General features: G+C 68.9%; 3 protein-coding genes. All 3 read left to right on the top strand.

Going from position 1 to position 19730, the window contains the following annotated elements; genetic code table 11:
- The first annotated feature begins 268 nt into the window (after positions 1–268).
- The 3 genes from AB0B25_RS09920 to AB0B25_RS09910 all read left to right on the top strand — a co-directional run bounded on the left by AB0B25_RS09920 (position 269) and on the right by AB0B25_RS09910 (position 19661).
- Positions 269–17056 (top strand): amino acid adenylation domain-containing protein, encoded by a 16788-nt coding sequence (locus AB0B25_RS09920; RefSeq protein WP_357176850.1) that lies wholly within the window; start codon positions 269–271, stop codon positions 17054–17056.
- Between the two features lie 235 nt (positions 17057–17291).
- A complete protein-coding gene (locus AB0B25_RS09915; protein ID WP_357176922.1) occupies positions 17292–18281 on the top strand; it encodes an alpha/beta hydrolase family protein in 990 nt (329 codons plus the stop codon).
- Between the two features lie 138 nt (positions 18282–18419).
- Entirely contained in the window at positions 18420–19661 is a 1242-nt protein-coding gene (locus AB0B25_RS09910; RefSeq protein WP_357176921.1) for an Nramp family divalent metal transporter, read from the top strand.
- Positions 19662–19730: the final 69 nt, after the last annotated feature.

The following is a 19730-nucleotide window of genomic DNA, read 5'->3' as shown; positions in this document are numbered from 1 at the left end:
CGACTGCTGACGTCGCGACCCGAATCAGGCGTCGACAGGTCATAATCGTCCCCGGCACTCGTCACACACAGCCGTACTCGCCCGAATCCCGCGGGTCGGTCGTCCTCGGCGTGCGCGGCCGATTCGGTAACGATCGGCTGGTGCGCGTTCGATGATCATGGGCGGGGCGCAGTGTGATGTGCAGGTGACGACAACAGACAGGGCGAGGCATCTCGATGGTTCGGGCGGTCGGGCAGCGATGTGACGAGACTGCGGAAGCGGTGCGCCCATGACCCGGTCGGCCCGCGTGCGCCCGACCCGGACCCGGCGCCCGCGTGTCACCACGCTTCCGCAGCTGATGTCCACCGCCGTCGAGATCAACCCGAGTGGCACCGCTCTGGTATTCGCCGACGCGACCACCACATCGGCCAGGGTGAGCTACGCCGAGTTGGACGAGTGGTCCTCGCGCTTGGCCAGGCTGCTGATCGGACGCGGAATCGGACCCGAGGACTTGGTCGCGGTCGCGATTCCGCGTTCGATCGACTCCGTGGTCGCGGTGTGGGCGGTGGCCAAGACCGGCGCCGGGTTCGTCCCGGTCGACCCGAACTATCCGGCCGATCGGGTCGAGCACATGATCGCCGACTCCGGCGCGGTCTTCGGCCTCGTCGTCGACGAGGTCCGTGCGGATCTGCCGGATCGGGTCGAATGGCTCTCGATCGATACGGTCGAGTGTGCGCGGCTGTTGGAGGAATTCCCGGCCGACCCGGTCACCTACACCGACCGAGTGCGCCCGATACGAGCCGAACATCCCGCGTACGTGATCTACACCTCGGGCTCCACGGGCACGCCGAAAGGCGTAGTGGTGACCCAGGCGGGGTTGGCGAACTTCTGCGCCGAGCAGCACAGCCGATACCGGGTGACCACCGCGTCCCGCACACTGCACTTCGCGTCGCCGTCGTTCGACGCGTCGGTGCTGGAACTGCTGCTCGCGCTCGGCGGCGCGGCCACGATGGTGATCGCCTCCCCGACGGTGTTCGGCGGCGAGGAGTTCGCTTCCCTGGTGCGGCGGGAGGGTGTGACGCACGCGTTCGTCACGCCCGCCGCGCTGGCATCGGTGGATCCGGCGGGCCTCGACGAGCTGCTCGTGGTGGTCGTCGGTGGCGAGGCGTGTCCGTCGGAGTTGGTGCGGCGCTGGGCGGTACCGGTCGCGGACGGGCGGGCCCGCGAGTTCTTCAATGGTTACGGGCCGACCGAGACCACGATTATGACGAACATCAGCGCGCCGCTGCTGCCCGGCACACCGGTGACCATCGGCGCGCCGATCCGCGCCGTCACCGAATACGTGCTGGACGAACGACTGGCGCCCGTGCCTATCGGCGTGGTCGGCGAGCTGTACCTCACCGGGGCTCAGCTGGCCCGTGGCTACCACGAACGGCGCGGGCTGACCGCCGCCCGCTTCGTGGCCAACCCGTTCGACGCGAACGGTTCGCGCCTCTACCGCACCGGCGACTTGGTGCGCTGGACCGCCGGCGGCGAGTTGGAGTATCTGGGCCGCAACGACTTCCAAGTGAAGATCCGTGGCTTCCGGATCGAGCTGGGTGAGATCGACGCGGTGCTCGCCGCGCACCAGAGTGTCGACTTCGCGGTCACCGTGGGACACCGCTTGGACAACGGCGCGACAATCCTGGTGACCTACGTGCACGCCGCGCCCGGAATGGTCGCGGACGCGGCCGAGCTGGCCGCAGTCGCCGAGCACGGCCTGCCCGCGCATATGGTGCCGACCGTTGTCATGGTGCTCGACACCATTCCGCTTACCGCGGTGGGCAAGTTGGACCGCGCGGCGTTGCCCACACCGCGCTTGCAGACCAAGGCGTTTCGCGCACCGGTCGGACCGTGGGAAGAGCTGGTCGGCGAGGTGTTCGCCGCGGTGCTGGGGCCGGGCGCGCCGGTCGGCGCGGACGATGACTTCTTCGAACTCGGCGGCAACTCGCTGATCGCCACCCAGGTCGCTGCGCGGCTCGGCGCCGCCATCTCGGCGCGAGTGCCCGCCCGCTTGATCTTCGAGGACCCCACCGTCGCCCGGCTCGCCGAGCGGCTGGAGCCGCTGCAGGGGGCGGGGGACCGCCGCGCGTTGGTGGCGGTGGAGCGACCGGAGCAGGTGCCGCTGTCGTTGGCGCAGCAGCGGATGTGGTTTCTGAATCAGTTCGATCCCGGTTCCGCCGCCGGCAATATTCCTTTTGCCATTCGGTTGTCGGGCGCCTTGGACGTGGGGGCGCTGCAGGCGGCGGTCGCGGATGTGGTCGAGCGCCATGAGACGCTGCGCACGGTCTATCCGGCGGTGGACGGCACGGGGTATCAGGTGGTTGTGCCGGCTGCCCGGGCGGTCCCGGATCTGACGCCGAAGCCGATCGCCGAGCCCGAATTCCTGGACTGGTTGCACGAATTCGCGCTGACCGGGTTCGATGTCGCGGCCGAGGTGCCGGTGCGCATCGTCCTGGCCGAGCTCGGCCCCGACGAACACGCGATCGTGCTGGTGGTGCACCATATCGCCGCTGATGGCGCCTCCGTCGCGCCGTTCCTTCGGGACCTGCTCACCGCGTTTCTGTCCCGGCGCAACGGGGCGCGGCCGTCCTGGGCTCCGCTGCCGGTGCAGTACGCGGACTACACGCTGTGGCAGCGCGCGGTGCTCGGCGACGAGAACGACCCGAACTCGGTGGCGGCGGCCCAGATCGCGTATTGGCGCCGTGCCTTGGCGGGCATCCCGGATCGGATCGACCTCCCCGCGGACCGGCCGCGTCCCGCCGTCGCCTCCGGCCGCGGCGCGCACTACACCTTCGAGGTGGATGCCTCGGTGCGCCGCGGACTCGCCGAGCTCGCGCAGCACACCGGCGCGTCGGAGTTCATGGCGATGCACAGCGCGTTCGCGGTCCTGCTCGCCCGGCTCACCGGGACCGACGACATCACCGTCGGCACCCCCGTCGCGGGTCGCGGCGAGCGGGAACTCGACGGGCTGATCGGCATGTTCGTCAACACGCTGGTGCTGCGCACCCGGATCGACCGAGGCGTGTCGTTCCGCGCGCTGCTCGCCGCGACGAAAGAAACCGATCTGGCGGCGTTTTCACATGCCGAACTGCCGTTCGAGCGATTGGTCGAAGTACTGGACCCGGTGCGTACCCAAGCGCATCATCCGCTGTTCCAAGTGGCGCTGTTCTTCCAGAACCTGGCCACGCCGCAGGTGCGGCTGCCTGGGCTGTCGGCACAGACGGTGGCGGTGGACGGGGCACTCGCCGAGTTCGATTTGCAGTTGACCGTGCTCCCCAAGGGTGATGCGGGCGCCGCCGGCTTCTCGGCGATGTTCACCTACGCCACCGACCTGTTCGACGAGGCCACGATCGCCGAGTTCGCCTGGCGGCTGCGGCGGTTGCTCGTGGGCGTCGTCGAGCAGCCGGATCGGGCCATCGGCGGGATCGATCTGTTGGATCCGGTCGAGCGGGAGCATCTTCTGTTCGGGTGGAACAACACCCGGCAAGCGGTCGCCGCCGAGTTGTTGCTCGACGGATATCGGCGTGCGGTGGAGGTGTTCCCGGACACGGTCGCGGTGGTGTTCGAGGGGGTCGAGCTGACCTACCGCGAGTTCGACGCGCGGGTGAATCAACTCGCACGGCTGTTGATTTCGCAGGGCGTCGGCGCCGAATCATTGGTAGGGCTCGCGGTTCGGCGTTCGCTGGACCTGGTGGTCGGCATGTACGCGATCATGGCGGCGGGTGGGGCGTATGTGCCCTTGGACCCGGACCATCCCGCCGAGCGCATCGCGCACATCCTGCGGACGGCGCAGCCCGCGTGTGTGCTCACCACGGCGGCCGACGCGGTCGAGGTGCCCCAGGACACCGCGGTGTTGCTGCTGGACGCGATCGATCTCGACACGGTCGACGACACTCCGGTGCGGGCCGAGGAACTGTTGCGTCCGGTCCTGCCACAGCATCCGGCGTATGTCCTGTTCACGTCGGGGTCGACCGGACGGCCCAAGGGCGTGGCGATGTCGCATGCGGCGATTCACAACCAGATCACCTGGATGCTCGCGGCGTATCCGCTCGGTCCCGGCGATGTGTACCTGCAGAAGACCGCGACGACGTTCGACGTATCGCTGTGGGGCTATTTCATGCCGCTTCGTACCGGTGCGCGGCTGGTCGTCGCGACCAACGACGGACATCGGGATCCGGCCTATCTCGCGGAAACCATCGCCGCGCAGCAGGTGACGGTGACGGACTTCGTGCCGTCGATGCTGACGGTGTTCGCCGCGCACACCGCGCCCGGCGCGTGTCCGAGCCTGCAGGACATCTTCGTGATCGGTGAGGCGCTCACGCCGGAAACCGTCGCCGCGCTGCGCGCGGTGTCGAACGCGAACGTGCACAACCTCTACGGTCCGACCGAGGCCGCGGTGTCGGTCACGTACTGGCCCGCGTCGGCCGCTGTCACGCAACGGTCTGTGCCGATCGGCCTGCCGCAGTGGAACACCCAGGTGTATGTGTTGGACGCACGTCTGCTTCCCGTGCCGGTGGGTGTTCCGGGCGAGCTCTATCTCGCCGGTGATCAGCTGGCGCGGGGATATGTGCGACGACCGGATCTGACCGCGGATCGGTTCGTGGCGAATCCGTTCGGCTCGGGTGAGCGGATGTACCGCACCGGTGACGTGGTGGTGTGGCGCAGGTATGCCGACGAGGCGGTGCTCGATTACCTGGGTCGGACCGATTTTCAGGTCAAGTTCCGTGGTCAGCGGATCGAGTTGGGGGAGATCGAGGCCGCGCTGGCGGCGCAGCCGGCGGTGGGTCAGGCCGTGGCGATGGTGGCGCGCTCGACGCCGGGCGACCAGCTGGTTGCCTACGTCGTCCCCACGCCGGGACAGCGGATCGAGCAGGTCGAGGTGCTCGCGGCGCTGCGCGACAAGTTGCCCGCCTACATGGTTCCGGCCGCGATCGTGCTGCTGGACGCCTTCCCGCTGAACTCCAGCGGCAAGCTCGATCGCACGGCGCTGCCCGAGCCGACGTTCGCCACACGGGAATTCCGCGCGCCTGCGACCCCGGTCGAGGAGATCGTGGCCGACGTGTTCGGCGGGGTACTCGGATCGATCCCGGTCGGCGCGGACGACGACTTCTTCGCACTCGGCGGTAACTCGTTGATCGCCACCCAGGTGGCGGCTCGGCTCGGCGCGGCCGTCGGCGCCACGGTCCCGGTTCGCGCGCTGTTCGAGACGCCGACCGTGTGCGCACTCGCCGCCGCGATCGAATCGCGGGCGCAGGGTACGCGTGGAGTGGAACTGGGCAGTGTCGCTCGTCCGGAGCGGGTGCCGTTGTCGTTGGCGCAGCGGCGGATGTGGTTCCTGAACCGCTTCGATCATGCCGACGCGGCCGCCGCGGTGACCGGCTCGGTGGCGTACAACCTGCCCTTCGCGTTGCGGTTGACCGGTGCGCTCGAGGTGTCCGCGCTCGCCGCGGCCCTGCAGGACGTCGTGGCTCGGCACGAGGTGCTGCGCACCGTGTATCCGGAACTCTGGGCGGGTTCGGGGGAGTCGGGCGCAAACGGTCCGGTGCAGGTCGTGCTGCCTGCCGGGCAGGCAGCCTTGGATGTGGCCGTACACCCGGTGGGTGCGGCCGAGATCGCGGACGAGGTGCGGACGCTCGCCTCGACACCGTTCGACGTCACGGCCGAGGTGCCCGTGCGGGTGCGTCTGCTGCAGATCGCCGATGCCGCCGCGGGATCGCCGCACGAGTACGTGCTGGCAGTCGTGGTGCATCACATCGCAGCGGATGCGTCGTCGATGGGTCCGCTGGTGCGAGACGTGATGGTCGCGTACGCCGCGCGGACGGCGGGTGCTGCCCCGGCATGGGCGCCGTTGCGCGTGCAGTACGCGGACTACGCGCAGTGGCAGCGCGTGCGACTCGGCGCCGAGACCGATCCCGAATCTGTCGCGGCACAGCAGATCGGGTTCTGGCGCAGGCAGTTGGCCGATCTCCCCGATGTGCTGACGTTGCCGACGGATCGGCCACGTCCGGCCGTGGCGTCGATGGCGGGCGCTCGAGTGAGCGTGCACGTCGACGCTACGACGCATGCCGGTCTCGTCGACCTCGCCCGTGCGCACGGTGCGACGTTGTTCATGGTCGTGCACACCGCGTTCGCGGTATTGCTGGCTCGGCTGTCGGGTTCGGACGATATCGCGATCGGTACGCCCGTCTCGGGACGTGGCGAGCCTGAGCTGGACGATCTCATCGGTATGTTCGTCAACACCGTGGTCTTCCGCGCCCGGTTCGCCGGCGGCGAATCGTTCTCCGATGTCCTTGCCCGGCAGCGCGAAACCGATCTACAGGCCTTCGCGCACGCGGATATTCCGTTCGAGCGGTTGGTGGAAGTACTCAACCCGCCGCGTTCGACGGCGCATCATCCCTTGTTCCAGGTGGGGTTGTCATTCCAGAACATCGCGCGCACCGCGCTGCAACTTCCCGGGCTCGCGGTGTCGGAGGTCGAGGTCGATCTCGATGTTTCGCAATTCGATCTGCATTTGATCATCGGCGACAGCTATGACGAGTCCGGTGCTCCCGCCGGTATCGGTGGCTTCTTCACTTATGCCACCGACCTGTTCGACGCGGCGACAGTGCAGGACTTCGCCGAGCGGCTGGCGCGGATCTTGTCCTCCGTGGTCGCCGACGCCGCCATCCCCGTCGGGGATATCGACGTGCTGGCCGACGCCGAGCGCGCCGAGGTTCTCACGGTGTGGAACGACACCGCCCATTCGGTAGCCACGGCGGCGAAACTGGGATCGTTGCTGCGGCGGTCGGTGATGACTGCGCCGGGATCGGCCGCACTGGTCGCGGACCTGCCCCAGGGCGGGCGCAGCGAGCTGAGTTACTTCGAGCTGGCGATCCGGGTGAATCGTCTCGCCCGCTATCTGATTTCCCTCGGTGTCGGTCCGGAGTCGCGGGTCGGGCTGGCATTGCGCCGCTCGGTGAACCTGGTCGTAGCGATGTACGCGGTGGCAGAGGCCGGTGGCGCATACGTACCGGTGGATCCGGACCAGCCCGCCGAACGCACCGCCTACATCCTGGCCGTGTCCGCGCCGGTGTGTGTGCTGACCGACACGGACACCGGGTTCGACACCGATGTCGCTGCGGTGGCGCGGCTCGACGAGATCGACCTGACCGGCATGGCGAGCGGGCTGATCTCCGATGCCGAGCGGATCGCACCGCTGCGGTCGGGCAATACCGCGTACGTGATCTTCACGTCGGGCTCGACCGGACGCCCGAAAGGCGTGGCCGTGCCGCACGCCGCCATCGTGAACCAATTGCTGTGGAAGGCTGCGACCTTCGAGCTGATGGCGGATGACGCGGTGCTGCTCGACACCGCGGCGACGTTCGATTTGTCGGTGTGGCAGTTCTGGACGGCCGCCGTGTGTGGCGGCAGGTTGGTGATCGCGGCGCCGGATGGACATCGGGATCCGGCGTACCTGACCGAACTGATGGCCCGGGAGTCGGTCACGACGCTGCATGCGGTGCCGTCCAAGCTGGACGCGCTACTGGCGCACCGAGGCTCCGCCGGCGACACCACCGACTGGGCGCCGCGGCGGGTACTCGCCATCGGCGAGGCACTGCCCGCCGCGCTGGCCCAGCGCTTGCGGGCGACGTATCCGCGGACCGAATTGTTCAACCTCTATGGTCCGACGGAGGCGGCGGTGTCGGTCACCTGTCATCGGGTGACCGAGGCGGATCAGTCCTCGGTGTCGATCGGTGTGCCGGTATGGAACAGCCAGGTGTATGTCCTCGATGGACGGTTGCGGCCGGTGCCGGTGGGTGTTTCGGGTGAACTGTATCTGGCGGGCGCGCAGTTGGCGCGTGGTTATTTCGGTCAGGGGGAATCGACGGCGGATCGGTTTGTGGCCAATCCGTTCCAGCCTGGTGTGCGGATGTATCGCACGGGTGACGTGGTTGCTTGGAATCGCCTCGGGGAGCTGGAGTATCGGGGTCGTACGGATTTCCAGGTGAAGGTGCGCGGTTTCCGTATCGAGTTGGGTGAGATCGAGGCCGCGTTGCTCGCGTTGCCGCAGATCGCACAAGCGGCCGTGATCGCGAAGTCGGATCCGAAGACCGGTGACCGGTTGGTGGGGTACTTGGTTGCCGCCGATGTTGCCGCTGGTGTCGATGTGGCGGGAGTGAAGTCGGAACTGGCTGCTGGTCTGCCGTCGTACATGGTGCCGTCGGCGTTCGTGGTGCTGGATCGGTTGCCGTTGAGTGTGCACGGCAAACTCGACCGGAAGGCGTTGCCGGAGCCGGAGTTCGAGGTTCAGGCGTTCCGGGCCGCGTCGACGCCCATCGAGGAGATCGTGGCGTCGGTGTTCGCCGAGGTATTGGGTGTCGATCGGGTCGGCGCGGAGGACGATTTCTTCGCGCTCGGCGGTAATTCGTTGCTGGCGACGCAGGTCGTGGCGCGGATCGGTGCGGCCTTGGACGGGCGTGTTCCGGTGCGGGTGTTGTTCGAGGCGTCGACGGTCGCGGGGCTCGCGGTCAAGCTCGAACAGAGCGCGGGTGAGCGCAAGCGCGCCGCGCTGGCTGCCCGCACGCGCCCGGACCGTATCCCGCTGTCGTTCGCACAACAGCGCATGTGGTTCCTCAACCAGTTCGACACGTCGGTCTCGGTCTACCACATTCCGGCCGTGATCCGCCTCATGGGTGACCTGGATGTCGGCGCTTTGCGGCAGGCCGTGGCCGACCTCGTCGCACGCCACGAGATCCTGCGGACCGTCTACCCGCACACGCCGGACGGTCCGGTACAGCAGGTACTGCCGCCGGACGCGGCGCCGGTGGATCTCACGCCCACGTTGATCGATGACGAGCACCTCGCCCACGAGGTGCGCCGCGTCGTCGGCGCGGGATTCGACGTGACCAGCGAGGTGCCGTTGCGCACCAGACTGTTCCAGCTCGCGGGCACCGAGCATGTCCTGGTCTTCGTGGCACACCACATCAGTGCCGACGGCTGGTCGATGGGTCCATTGACCAAGGACCTGATGCTGGCCTACGCGGCGCGCAGTAGCGGCGAAGCGCCGTCCTGGGCGCCACTAGCCGTCCAGTACGCCGACTACGCGCTGTGGCAGCGCGAAGCACTCGGCGACGCCGACGATCCGGAATCGCCGGCCGGTGCGCAGCTGGCCTATTGGACCACCGCACTCGCCGACCTGCCCGACGCGCTCGACCTGCCGACGGACCGCCCGCGTCCGTCCGCCCAGTCCTTCGCGGGTGGCACGACGGGGTTCGTCGTCGACGCCGACGTGCACGCCGCCCTGGCCGGGCTCGCTCGGCAGCACAACGCGACATTGTTCATGGTTGTGCACACCGCGCTCGCGGTATTTCTCGCTCGGGTGTCCGGCGCCGAGGACATCGCGGTGGGCACCCCGATCGCGGGACGGGGTGACGCCGAACTCGATGATCTGATCGGCATGTTCGTGAACACCTTGGTGCTGCGCACCCGGGTCGCGCCCGGCGCGGGTTTCACCGAGTTGCTCGCCGCCAACCGAGAATCCGATCTGCGCGCGTTCGCCAACGCGGATATTCCGTTCGAGCGGCTGGTCGAGGCGCTCGACCCGGAGCGCTCGGCGGGTCGCCACCCGCTGTTCCAGGTGGCGTTGTCGTTCGAGAATCTTGCCGCCACCAGCGTCGAACTGCCCGGCCTCAGCGTCGCCGCGATCGATCCGGCCGTCGACACCGCCAAGTTCGACCTGCTGCTGACCGTTCGTGAGCAGCGCACCGAGACCGGCGACGAGGCGGGCCTGGCAGCCGAATTCACCTATGCCCGTGACTTGTTCGACGAGCAGACCGTGGTCGAGCTGGGCCGCGGGTTCCGCCGTCTGCTCGCCGCCATCGCGCAGCAGCCGGCCACTGCCGTCGGCGATCTGATGATCCTGGACGACTCGGAGTACGAGGATCTGATCGCGCGGCGGGGCGGCGACGCGGTGCCGGCGCGCACGCTGCCGGAGCTGATGGCCGACGCCGTCGCCGCGAATCCGACCGGGGTGGCCGTGGTCGCGGACGGTCGCACGTTCGGCTACACCGAGCTCGACGCGGCCTCGGCTCAGCTGGCGCGCGCGCTGATCGACCGCGGCGCGGGTCCGGACGTGGGGGTGGCCATCGCGATCCGGCGTTCGGTCGAATCCGTGCTCGCACTGTGGGCGGTGGCCAAGACCGGGGCGGCGTTCGTTCCGATCGATCCGACCTATCCGGCCGACCGCATCGCGCACATGGTCGTCGATTCCGGGGTGACGCTGGGCGTGACGCTCACCGCCGAGCTGGTCGGCCTGCCTGATCTGCCCGGTACCGGCTGGGTCGCGTTGGACGATCACGATGTCACCGTCGACGTCGCGGCGCGGTCGGATCGCCCGTTGTCTCCCGGCGAGCTGCGCGGCCCGCTGCGCAGCGACAACGCCGCGTACGTGATCTACACCTCGGGGTCGACCGGTCTGCCCAAGGGCGTCGTGGTCACCCAGGCCGGCCTGGCCAACTTCAGTGCCGAGCAGGTCGAGCGTTACGCACTCGACCGGTCGACGCGCGCCCTCGCGTTCGCGTCGCCGTCCTTCGATGCGTCGATGCTGGAACTGCTGCTCGCACTCGGCGCGGCGGGCGGGCTCGTGGTCGCGCCGCCGCTGACCGTCGGTGGCGAAGCGCTGGCCGACCTGATCCGCGCCGAGCGCGTCACACACGCTTTCCTCACCCCGTCGGTGCTCGCTTCGCTGGAGCCGGACGCGCTGTCGAGTATGCGGGTGATCGTGGCGGGTGGCGAAGCCGTGCCCGTCGACTTGGTCGCCAAGTGGGCGGGCGCACCCGGACGTGCCTTCCACAATGGGTACGGGCCCACCGAGACGACGATCATGACGAATATCAGCGATCCGCTACGGTCCGGTGCACCGGTCACCATCGGCGGTCCGATCCGCGGCTTGCGGTCGCTGGTGCTCGACAGCAGGCTGCGCCCGGTGCCCGAGGGCGTCGCCGGTGAACTGTATCTGGGCGGTATCCAACTGGCGCGCGGCTACCACGCGCGGCCGGGACTCACGGCGGCGCGGTTCGTCGCCGACCCGTACGGCGCGCCCGGCGAGCGTCTCTACCGCACCGGGGACGTGGTGCGCTGGAGCAGAGGCGTAGCCGTCCCGGTGCTGGAATACCTGGGCCGCAACGACTTCCAGGTGAAGGTGCGCGGCTTCCGCATCGAACTCGGTGAGATCGATGCCGTGCTCGCGGCCCAGCCGGATGTCGAGTTCGCGGTCACCATCGGTCGCGAATCCGGCTCCGGCGCAACGATTCTGGTCTCCTACGTGCTGCCGGCCACGGGGGCGACGCTGGAGTCGGCCGTACTGACCGAGCGGATCGGGCAGATACTGCCGGACCACATGGTTCCGACGGCGATCGTCGTGCTCGACGAGATTCCGCTCACGCCGGTCGGGAAGCTGGACCGCAGGGCGCTGCCGGAACCGGATGTGGCGACCCGCGCCTACCGTCCCCCGCGGACGCGGGCCGAACTGGTGATCGCCGCGGTGATCGGCGAGGTGCTCGGCATCGACCGGGTCGGCCTCGACGACAACTTCTTCGCGCTCGGCGGCGATAGCATCGTCTCACTTCAGGTGGTGTCGCGCTCGCGCGCCCGCGGCGTGACCTTCGCCCCGCGCGAGGTCTTCGAGTCGCCTACCGTTGCCGCGCTGGCCCGGGTCGCGGGGGTCGAGGACGAGCCCGGCGAAGAATCGGATGAGCTGCCGTTGACGCCGCACGCGGCACGGCTGCTCGACACGGGTATCGAGGTGCGGGCTATCGCCATGGACGTCCCCGAGACCTGCTCGGTCGAGATGGTGCGGGCCGCGGTGGCCGCCGTGCTCGAGCAGCACCCGATGCTGTGGGCGCGGTTGGAGTACGCCGTCGACGGAAAGCCGATGCTGCGCATCCCCGCTGTCGCCGAGCGCACCGGCGAGGCGTTGCGCCGACTCGATCCGCAGCGCGGCGAGACCTCGCTGCCGATCGATGACGTGGTGCAGGCGGCCGCGGCGGCGCTGGATCCGGAGCAGGGGCGCAATATCCACTTCGTGCTCACCGGCGACCCAGGGGCCCGCTCGACCCTGATCGTGGTGGCGAGCAGTCTCGTGGTCGACGATATCTCCTGGCACGCCATGGTCGACCAGTTGACGGTTCGAGGGAATCGGGCCCGCCACGCTGCGCCCACGCAGCCCGCGTCCGGTCTCGGCACGCTCATCCGTGCGCTGTCGGCTCGGGCGCACGATCCGGCGACCGTCGATGAAATGGACTGGTGGCGCCGGACACTCGGCACCGTGTCGGCGCCGGCGATGGCCGAAGTACGGGATCTGGGTGCCCGCAGCCGGGTGTCGCTCACGATCACGGGCGAAGGCGCGGCCGCCGTCGCCGCGGCGGCCGAGGCGTACCACGCTGGTATGGAAGACGTCCTGCTCACCGCGGTCGCGCTGGCCTTGCGGACTTCGGCGCGCGAGACCGTCACGCGCGCTGTCGGTTCGGTGATTCGGCTGGCCGCCGACGGCCGGATGGTGGCGCGCGCCGACTCCGAGAGTGTGGTGGGCGGTTTCGTCACCGAGTACCCGCTGCCGTTGCGGCTCACCAGGATCGATGTCGACGACGCGTTGGTCGGCGGGCCCGCGGCGGGCGCGGCGATCGCACAGATCAAAGAACTGCGCCGGTCGGTGCCGTCGCACGGCGTCGGCTACGGCCTGTTGCGCTATCTCAACGCGGACACCGCGGCGGAACTGCGCGGGCTCGGCCAGGGGCGGTTCGCCTTGCGCTATCGGGATGTGCGGCCGGCCCGGGTCCACACCGACATCCCGGCCGACGACCTGCTGCTCGTGCTCACCGTCGACGCCACCGATGACGGCCTGCTCGCCCGGTTCGACTACGCCGCCGCCACGTTCACCGGCGACGACGCGAAGACGTTCGCCGAGCACTGGATCCGCGCGCTCGGCGGGCTCGCCGAGCATGGCCTGCGACCGGACGCGGGCGGATTCACCCCGTCGGACTTCCCGCTGGTGCGGCTGAAGCAGCCCGACATCGACCGGTTCGCTCTCGCCTACCCCACGCTGTCGGACGCGTGGCCGGTCACGCCGTTGCAATCGGGCATGCTGTTCCACGCACTGCTCGCGGAGTCCTCGGTGGACGTCTACACCACGCAGTTCGTGCTCGACCTCGGCGGCGCCGTGGACGCCGACCGGTTGCACGCGGCCGCGCAGGCCCTGGTGGACCGGCACGACAACCTCCGGGTCGCGTTCGCCGCCGATGCCGAAGGCAATCCCGTTCAGGTCGTGCAGGATTCGGTCGACGTGCCATGGCGGTTGATCGATCTGCGCCGGCTGGAGCCGGACGCCGCGGCCGCCGAACTGGCCGGGATCTCCGCCGCCGAACTGGCCGACCACTTCGACATGCGGACCGCGCCACTGCTGCGGTGCACGCTGGTCCGCGCCTCGTCCGACGCCTATCACCTGCTGGTGACCAGCCACCACATCCTGATCGACGGCTGGTCCATGCCGCTGCTGATGAAGGATCTGCTGACGCTCTACGCACTCGGCGGCGCCTCGCGGCACCTGCCGAAGGTGCCGCCCTACCGTGACTATCTGGCCTGGCTGGTGGCGCAGGACGCGGAGGCGGCCCGTGCGGCATGGCGCACCGCGCTGGCCGGAATCACCGAACCGACGCCGCTGCTGGCGGTCGATCGCGGCCGCGAAGTCACCGCGGGCATCGGCGAGGTCGGTTTCGAGCTGTCCCCGGCCGACACCACCGCGTTGAACTCGCTCGCGTCCGGTCTCGGCGTGACGGTGAATACCGTGGTGCAAGCGGCCTGGGGTCTGTTGATCGGCCGCAGTGTCGATCGCGACGACGTGGTCTTCGGCGCGACCGTGTCCGGACGGCCGCCGCAGCTCGACGGTGTCGAGACGATGGTCGGGCTGTTCCTCAACGCGATCCCGGTGCGGGTGCGTCTCGGCGCGACCGCCACCCTCGACGGCCTGCTGCGCCGACTGCAGGCCGAACAGGCCGCGCTGATCGATCACCACTACCTCGGCCTGAGCGACATTCAGGAGACCATCGGTGTGGAAGGGTTGTTCGACACGCTCGTGGTGTTCGAATCGTTCCCGGTGGACCGCGAGGGGCTCGACCGGGCCGGTGCCATCGACGGCATGAACGTCACCGGTGTCGGCGCGGTCAACGGCACCCATTACCCGATCACCGTGATGGTGGTGCTGGACAACCAGCTGCGGGTCACGCTGAAATACCTGCGCGACCTGTTCGACGAACCCGCGGCACAGATGCTCGCGCACCGGCTTTCGACACTGATCGGCCGATTCGTCACCGACCCGCAGGCAAGGGTCGGCGAGGTCGACGTGCTCTCGGCTGCCGAGCGCGCCGAGCTGGCCGCGCGCAATGCCACCGACCTTCCCGGACTGCTCGACGACGCGACGCTGCTTTCGCTGTTCGACGCGCAGGTGGCGCGCACCCCGGACGCGCTCGCGGTCCGCTTCGGCGCGGCCACCATGACCTACTCCGAACTCGACATGCGCGCGAAGGCATTGGCCATCGAGCTGATGAACTGGGGCGTCGGTCCGGAGACACTGGTCGCGGTGGCCATGCGGCGCAGCCTCGACTTGGTCGTCGCGATATACGCGGTGTTACGGGCGGGCGGTGGTTACGTCCCGATCGATCCGGACCACCCTGCCGAACGCAATGAGTACGTGCTGAACAGCGCGGCCCCGATCTGCGCGCTGACCACGACTGCCGACGGGTTCGACACCGCCACGGGGATTCCGGTGATCGCGGTGGACACGCTGTATCTGGCGCCGCAGGTGGTGGCCATGCCGGACAGCGATATCCACCCGGACAACGTCGCCTACGTGATCTACACTTCCGGCTCCACCGGCCGCCCGAAGGGTGTGCTGATCACGCACCGGCAGATGGCCAACCAGTTCCGCTGGGCCCAGCTGAGCTATCCGCACGGCGTCGGCGACCTGGTGCTGCACAAGACCCCGATCACCTTCGACATCTCTACGTGGGAGCTGTTCTGGCCGCTGCAGACCGGCGCGGCGATCCTGATCGCCGAGCCCGACGGCCACCGCGACCCGGCCTACCTGGCCGCGACCATCGTCGAGAACGCGGTGACCACCGTGCATTTCGTCCCTTCGATGTTGGATGTTTTCCTCGACCCGACCGCCGATCCGATCGGGGAATATCCCTCGCTGCGGCGAGTGTTCGCCGCGGGCGAGGCGTTGTCCGGCGAGACCGCGGCGAGGTTCGCCGCGGCCGTGCCGGGCGCCGCGTTGATCAATTGGTACGGCCCTGCCGAGGCCACGGTGGTCACCGACCATCCGGTGCGCGACACCGACCGCGTGGCGATCCCGATCGGCATCCCGGTGGCCAACACTCGCGTGCACGTGCTCGACCGGCAGCTGTGCCCGGTGCCGCCGGGTGCCGCGGGCGAGCTGTATCTCGCCGGCGTGCAACTGGCCCGCGGTTACCTCGGCGCCCCGGCGCTCAGCGCCGAGCGTTTCGTCGCGCATGGGGGCGGCGAACGCCTCTATCGCACCGGCGACATCGTGCGCTGGCGTGACGGAGCACTGGAATATCTGGGTCGCAGCGATTTCCAGGTGAAACTGCGCGGCCAGCGCGTCGAACTCGGCGAGATCGAGACCGCGCTGCTCGGCAACGCCCAGGTGCGTCATGCCGCGGTCGCCCTGGTGCGTGGCGCCGCCGGGGACCAGTTGGTCGCCTACCTGGTCCCGGCGCCTGGGGAGCGCATCGACGAGACCGCGCTGCTGCGGCACGCGCGCGGCGCGCTCGCGCCCTACATGGTGCCCTCGGCGATGATCGTGCTGGACGCGTTGCCGCTGAACGCCAGCGGCAAACTCGACCGTACGGCGCTGCCGGCGCCGCGACCGACCGGTCGGGCGTACCGCGCGCCGAGCACGCCGCTGGAGCGCACCGTGAGTGACGTCTTCGCCGACGTGCTCGATCTCGGCGACGGACACCGGGTCGGGATGGACGACGATTTCTTCGAACTGGGCGGCAATTCGCTGGTCGCGACACGCGCGGTCAGCAGACTGCGTACCCGCACCGGCGCCGAAGTGCGGGTGCAGTGGTTCTTCACCGACTCGACCCCGGCGGCACTGGCCGCCCGGATCCTGGCGGTGCTGGCCGACGACCATGACTACGACCTGGACTCGAATGCCGCGCTCGGCGTGCTGTTGCCGATCCGGACCATGGTGCCGCACGACACCGCCGCCGCCGAGCCGCTGTTCTGCCTCCATCCGATGTACGGATTGTCCTGGTGCTACGCGGGTCTCGCGCGTTACCTGCCCGCGAGCACGCCGATCTTCGGTCTGCAATCGCCGGCGCTGACCGAGGAACGCTACCTGCCGGAGTCGCTGACCGAGATGGCACACCGCTACCTGGCGGAGATCCGTGCCGTACAGCCGGCCGGGCCTTACCGGCTACTCGGTTGGTCGCTCGGCGGTGTGCTCGCACATGCGGTGGCGACCGAGTTGCAAGCCGCGGGTGAGGAGATCGGCCTGTTGGCGATGCTGGACAGCCATCCGGACATCGACGTCACGGACTTCCGCGCGGCGATCCGCGAGGCGCTGGCCGAACTCGGCATCGGCGCGGACGCGCTCCTGCCCGGCGAGGGCGACATCCACGATTTGAGCGAGGACGCGCTCGCCGCGCTGCATGCCACCATCCCACCGGACATGGCGGTACTCACCCCGGAGCGGGTGCGTCGGATCTATCGCAGCGCGGTGCGTTCGGCCGAGTTGATCGCCGAGCATCGGCCCGAGGTCTTCCGCGGCAGGCTGGACTACTTCAGCGCGGCGGGTCACGACAGCGCGGCGTCGGGTTGGCGCCCGTATGTCGAGGGCTGGGTCGACGACCATCGGGTCGGCGTAGCGCACGATCAGATGACCGCACCGGAAGCGCTGGCGCAGATCGGTCCTCGGTTGTCCGAGCTACTCGATTCGCCGGCGCCGGCGACAACGCGGAATGTGGGGCAGCAATGATCGGACCCGGATCGTTCGGGCATGATAGGGCAACGCTGCGGTAACGAAGCCCGCTGTCGTCACGATTACATTGGCCGTATGGTCGGGCGTGATGTCCAGGGCATCGACCCCGGTAGGTGGGGAATGCAGAATCTCGAGACGAAGCGAAGGTGCGAAATTGATACGTCGACAGACCCGGCGTGGCGGCCTACGTGCCGCGGCCGCGATCGCGGCAACAGCGGTGCTTGCGGGGGTCATGACCGGTCTCGGCGCGACCAGTGCGACAGCTGACCCGATCATCGATTCCAAAACCCTGCTCGGCAACCCGACCGCCCCGGATGGTTCGCGTATCGCGAAGGCCGAATACAAGGACGCGCGCAACATCCGGTTGTACGTGTACTCGGCGGCGATGGACGAGAAGGTGATCATCGACGTCCAGCGCCCGGCCGACGCGTCGGTGCCGCGCCCGACGTTGTACCTGCTCAACGGCGCCGGCGGCGGCGAGGACGACGCGTCGTGGCAGGCGAAGTCGGACGCGCTGCAGTTCTTGTCGGACAAGAACGTCAACGTGATCCAGCCGATCGGCGGCAAGTGGAGTTACTACACCGACTGGATCAAGGACGACCCGGTACTCGGCCGCAACAAGTGGAAGACGTTCTTCACCGAGGAGCTGCCGCCGCTGGTCGACGGCGCGCTCGGCACCAACGGCGTGAACGCCATTGCGGGCCTGTCCACCTCGGGCACCACCGTGCTCGCGTTGCCGATCGCCAAGCAGGGGCTGTACAAGGCGGTCGCGGCCTACAGCGGCTGCGCGCAGACCAGCGATCCGATCGGCTCGGAGTTCGTGAAACTCACCGTCGAGACCTGGGGTGGCGGTGACACCAACAACATGTGGGGCCCGCAGGGGTCGGCGGAGTGGGTGGCCAACGACCCGTACGTGAATGCCGAGGGGCTGCGTGGGCTCGATCTGTACATCTCCACCGGCAACGGCCTTCCCGGGCAGTACGACACGCTCAACGGCCAGTACGCGCTGCCGGGCGCTTACGGCCTGGCCAACCAGATCGTCATCGGCGGCGTGATCGAGGCCGGGACCAACTACTGCACGCACAACCTGCAGAACAAGCTGAACGAGCTGGGCATCCCGGCGACCTGGAACTTCCGGGATTCGGGCACGCACTCGTGGGGATACTGGCGCGACGAGTTCCTGCGTTCGTGGCCGGTCCTGGCGAAGGGTCTCGGCATCTGAGCCGGTGAGCCGAGCCGAATATCCCGGCTGAACACGAACCCGACCGCCTGGTCGCGCCCACTGCGCGGCCGGGCGGTCGCTTTTTTGCGGGTTCAGCTAACCAAAAAGTTTGGCAACCCGTAAAATACTGTTGTGAGTATCGCCTTGGTCGAGTCCGCCCGATCCGCCACACAGCGGGCGCGCGCGACAACCGTTCTGCTCGGGCCCGCGTTCGTCGCCGCCATCGCCTATGTCGATCCCGGCAACGTCGCGTCCAACATCAGCGCGGGCGCGCAGTTCGGTTACCTTCTCGTCTGGGTCATCGTGATGGCGAACGTCATGGCCGGTCTGGTCCAGTTCCTCTCCGCCAAGCTGGGACTGGTGACCGGTCTGTCGCTGCCGGAGGCGGTGCGGGAAAAGGCGAGCCGCCCGGTCCGATTGGCGTACTGGGGCCAGGCCGAGACGGTTGCCATGGCCACCGACCTCGCCGAGGTGGTCGGCGGCGCGATCGCGCTGAACCTGCTGTTCGGGCTGCCGCTGCTGGTCGGCGGCGTGATCACCGGCGCGGTATCGATGGCGCTGCTGCTGGTCCAGGACCGGCGCGGGCAGCGGCCGTTCGAGCGGATGATCACCGGGCTGCTGGCGATAGTCGCGATCGGCTTCCTGGCCAGCGTGGTGATCTCGCCGCCATCGGTCGGCAGCACCGTCGGCGGCCTGCTTCCGCGCTTCCAGGGCGCCGAGAGTGTGCTGCTCGCCGCGGCCATGATCGGCGCGACGGTCATGCCGCACGCGGTGTACCTGCATTCCGGGCTGGCCCGCGACCGGCATGGGCACCCGCAGCCGGGTCCGCCGCGCACCAGGTTGCTGCGGATGACCAGGGTCGATGTCGGCCTCGCCATGATTCTGGCGGGCACGGTGAACCTGGCCATGCTCCTGATGGCGGCGAACACGCTGCGCGGGCGCGAGGTCACGACCATCGAGGATGCGCACGCCGCCGTCGGCGACGCGCTCGGTCCGGTCGCCGCGCTGCTGCTCGCGATCGGTCTGCTGGCCTCCGGTCTGGCCTCCACCTCGGTCGGCGCGTACGCGGGCGCGATGATCATGCAGGGTTTGCTGCGCAAGCGCATTCCGCTCCTGTGGCGCCGCCTGGTCACCTTGGTCCCGGCCATAGTGATCCTGGCCGCCGGCATCGATCCCACGCGCGCGCTGATCGTTTCGCAGGTGGCGCTCTCCTTCGGCATTCCGTTCGCGCTGATCCCCTTGGTGCGCTTCACCAGCGACCGCGCCCTGATGGGCGAGGACGTCAACCATCGCGTGACCACGATGTTGGCCTGGCTGGTCGCCGCCATCATCTCGATGCTCAATATCGCCCTGATCTACCTCACCGTCACCGGTAGCTAGGCGGCTGCCCTGCCTTCGCTCGCCCGGCGCGGGCGGCGAGCTGCGCCGGTCATGCGGTTATCTCGCCGG

The organism is Nocardia sp. NPDC049190 (assembly GCF_040648115.1).
GTDB lineage: Bacteria > Actinomycetota > Actinomycetes > Mycobacteriales > Mycobacteriaceae > Nocardia.
The sequence above is the reverse complement of the archived record's forward strand: the minus strand, read 5'-3'. Positions and strand labels throughout refer to the sequence as shown.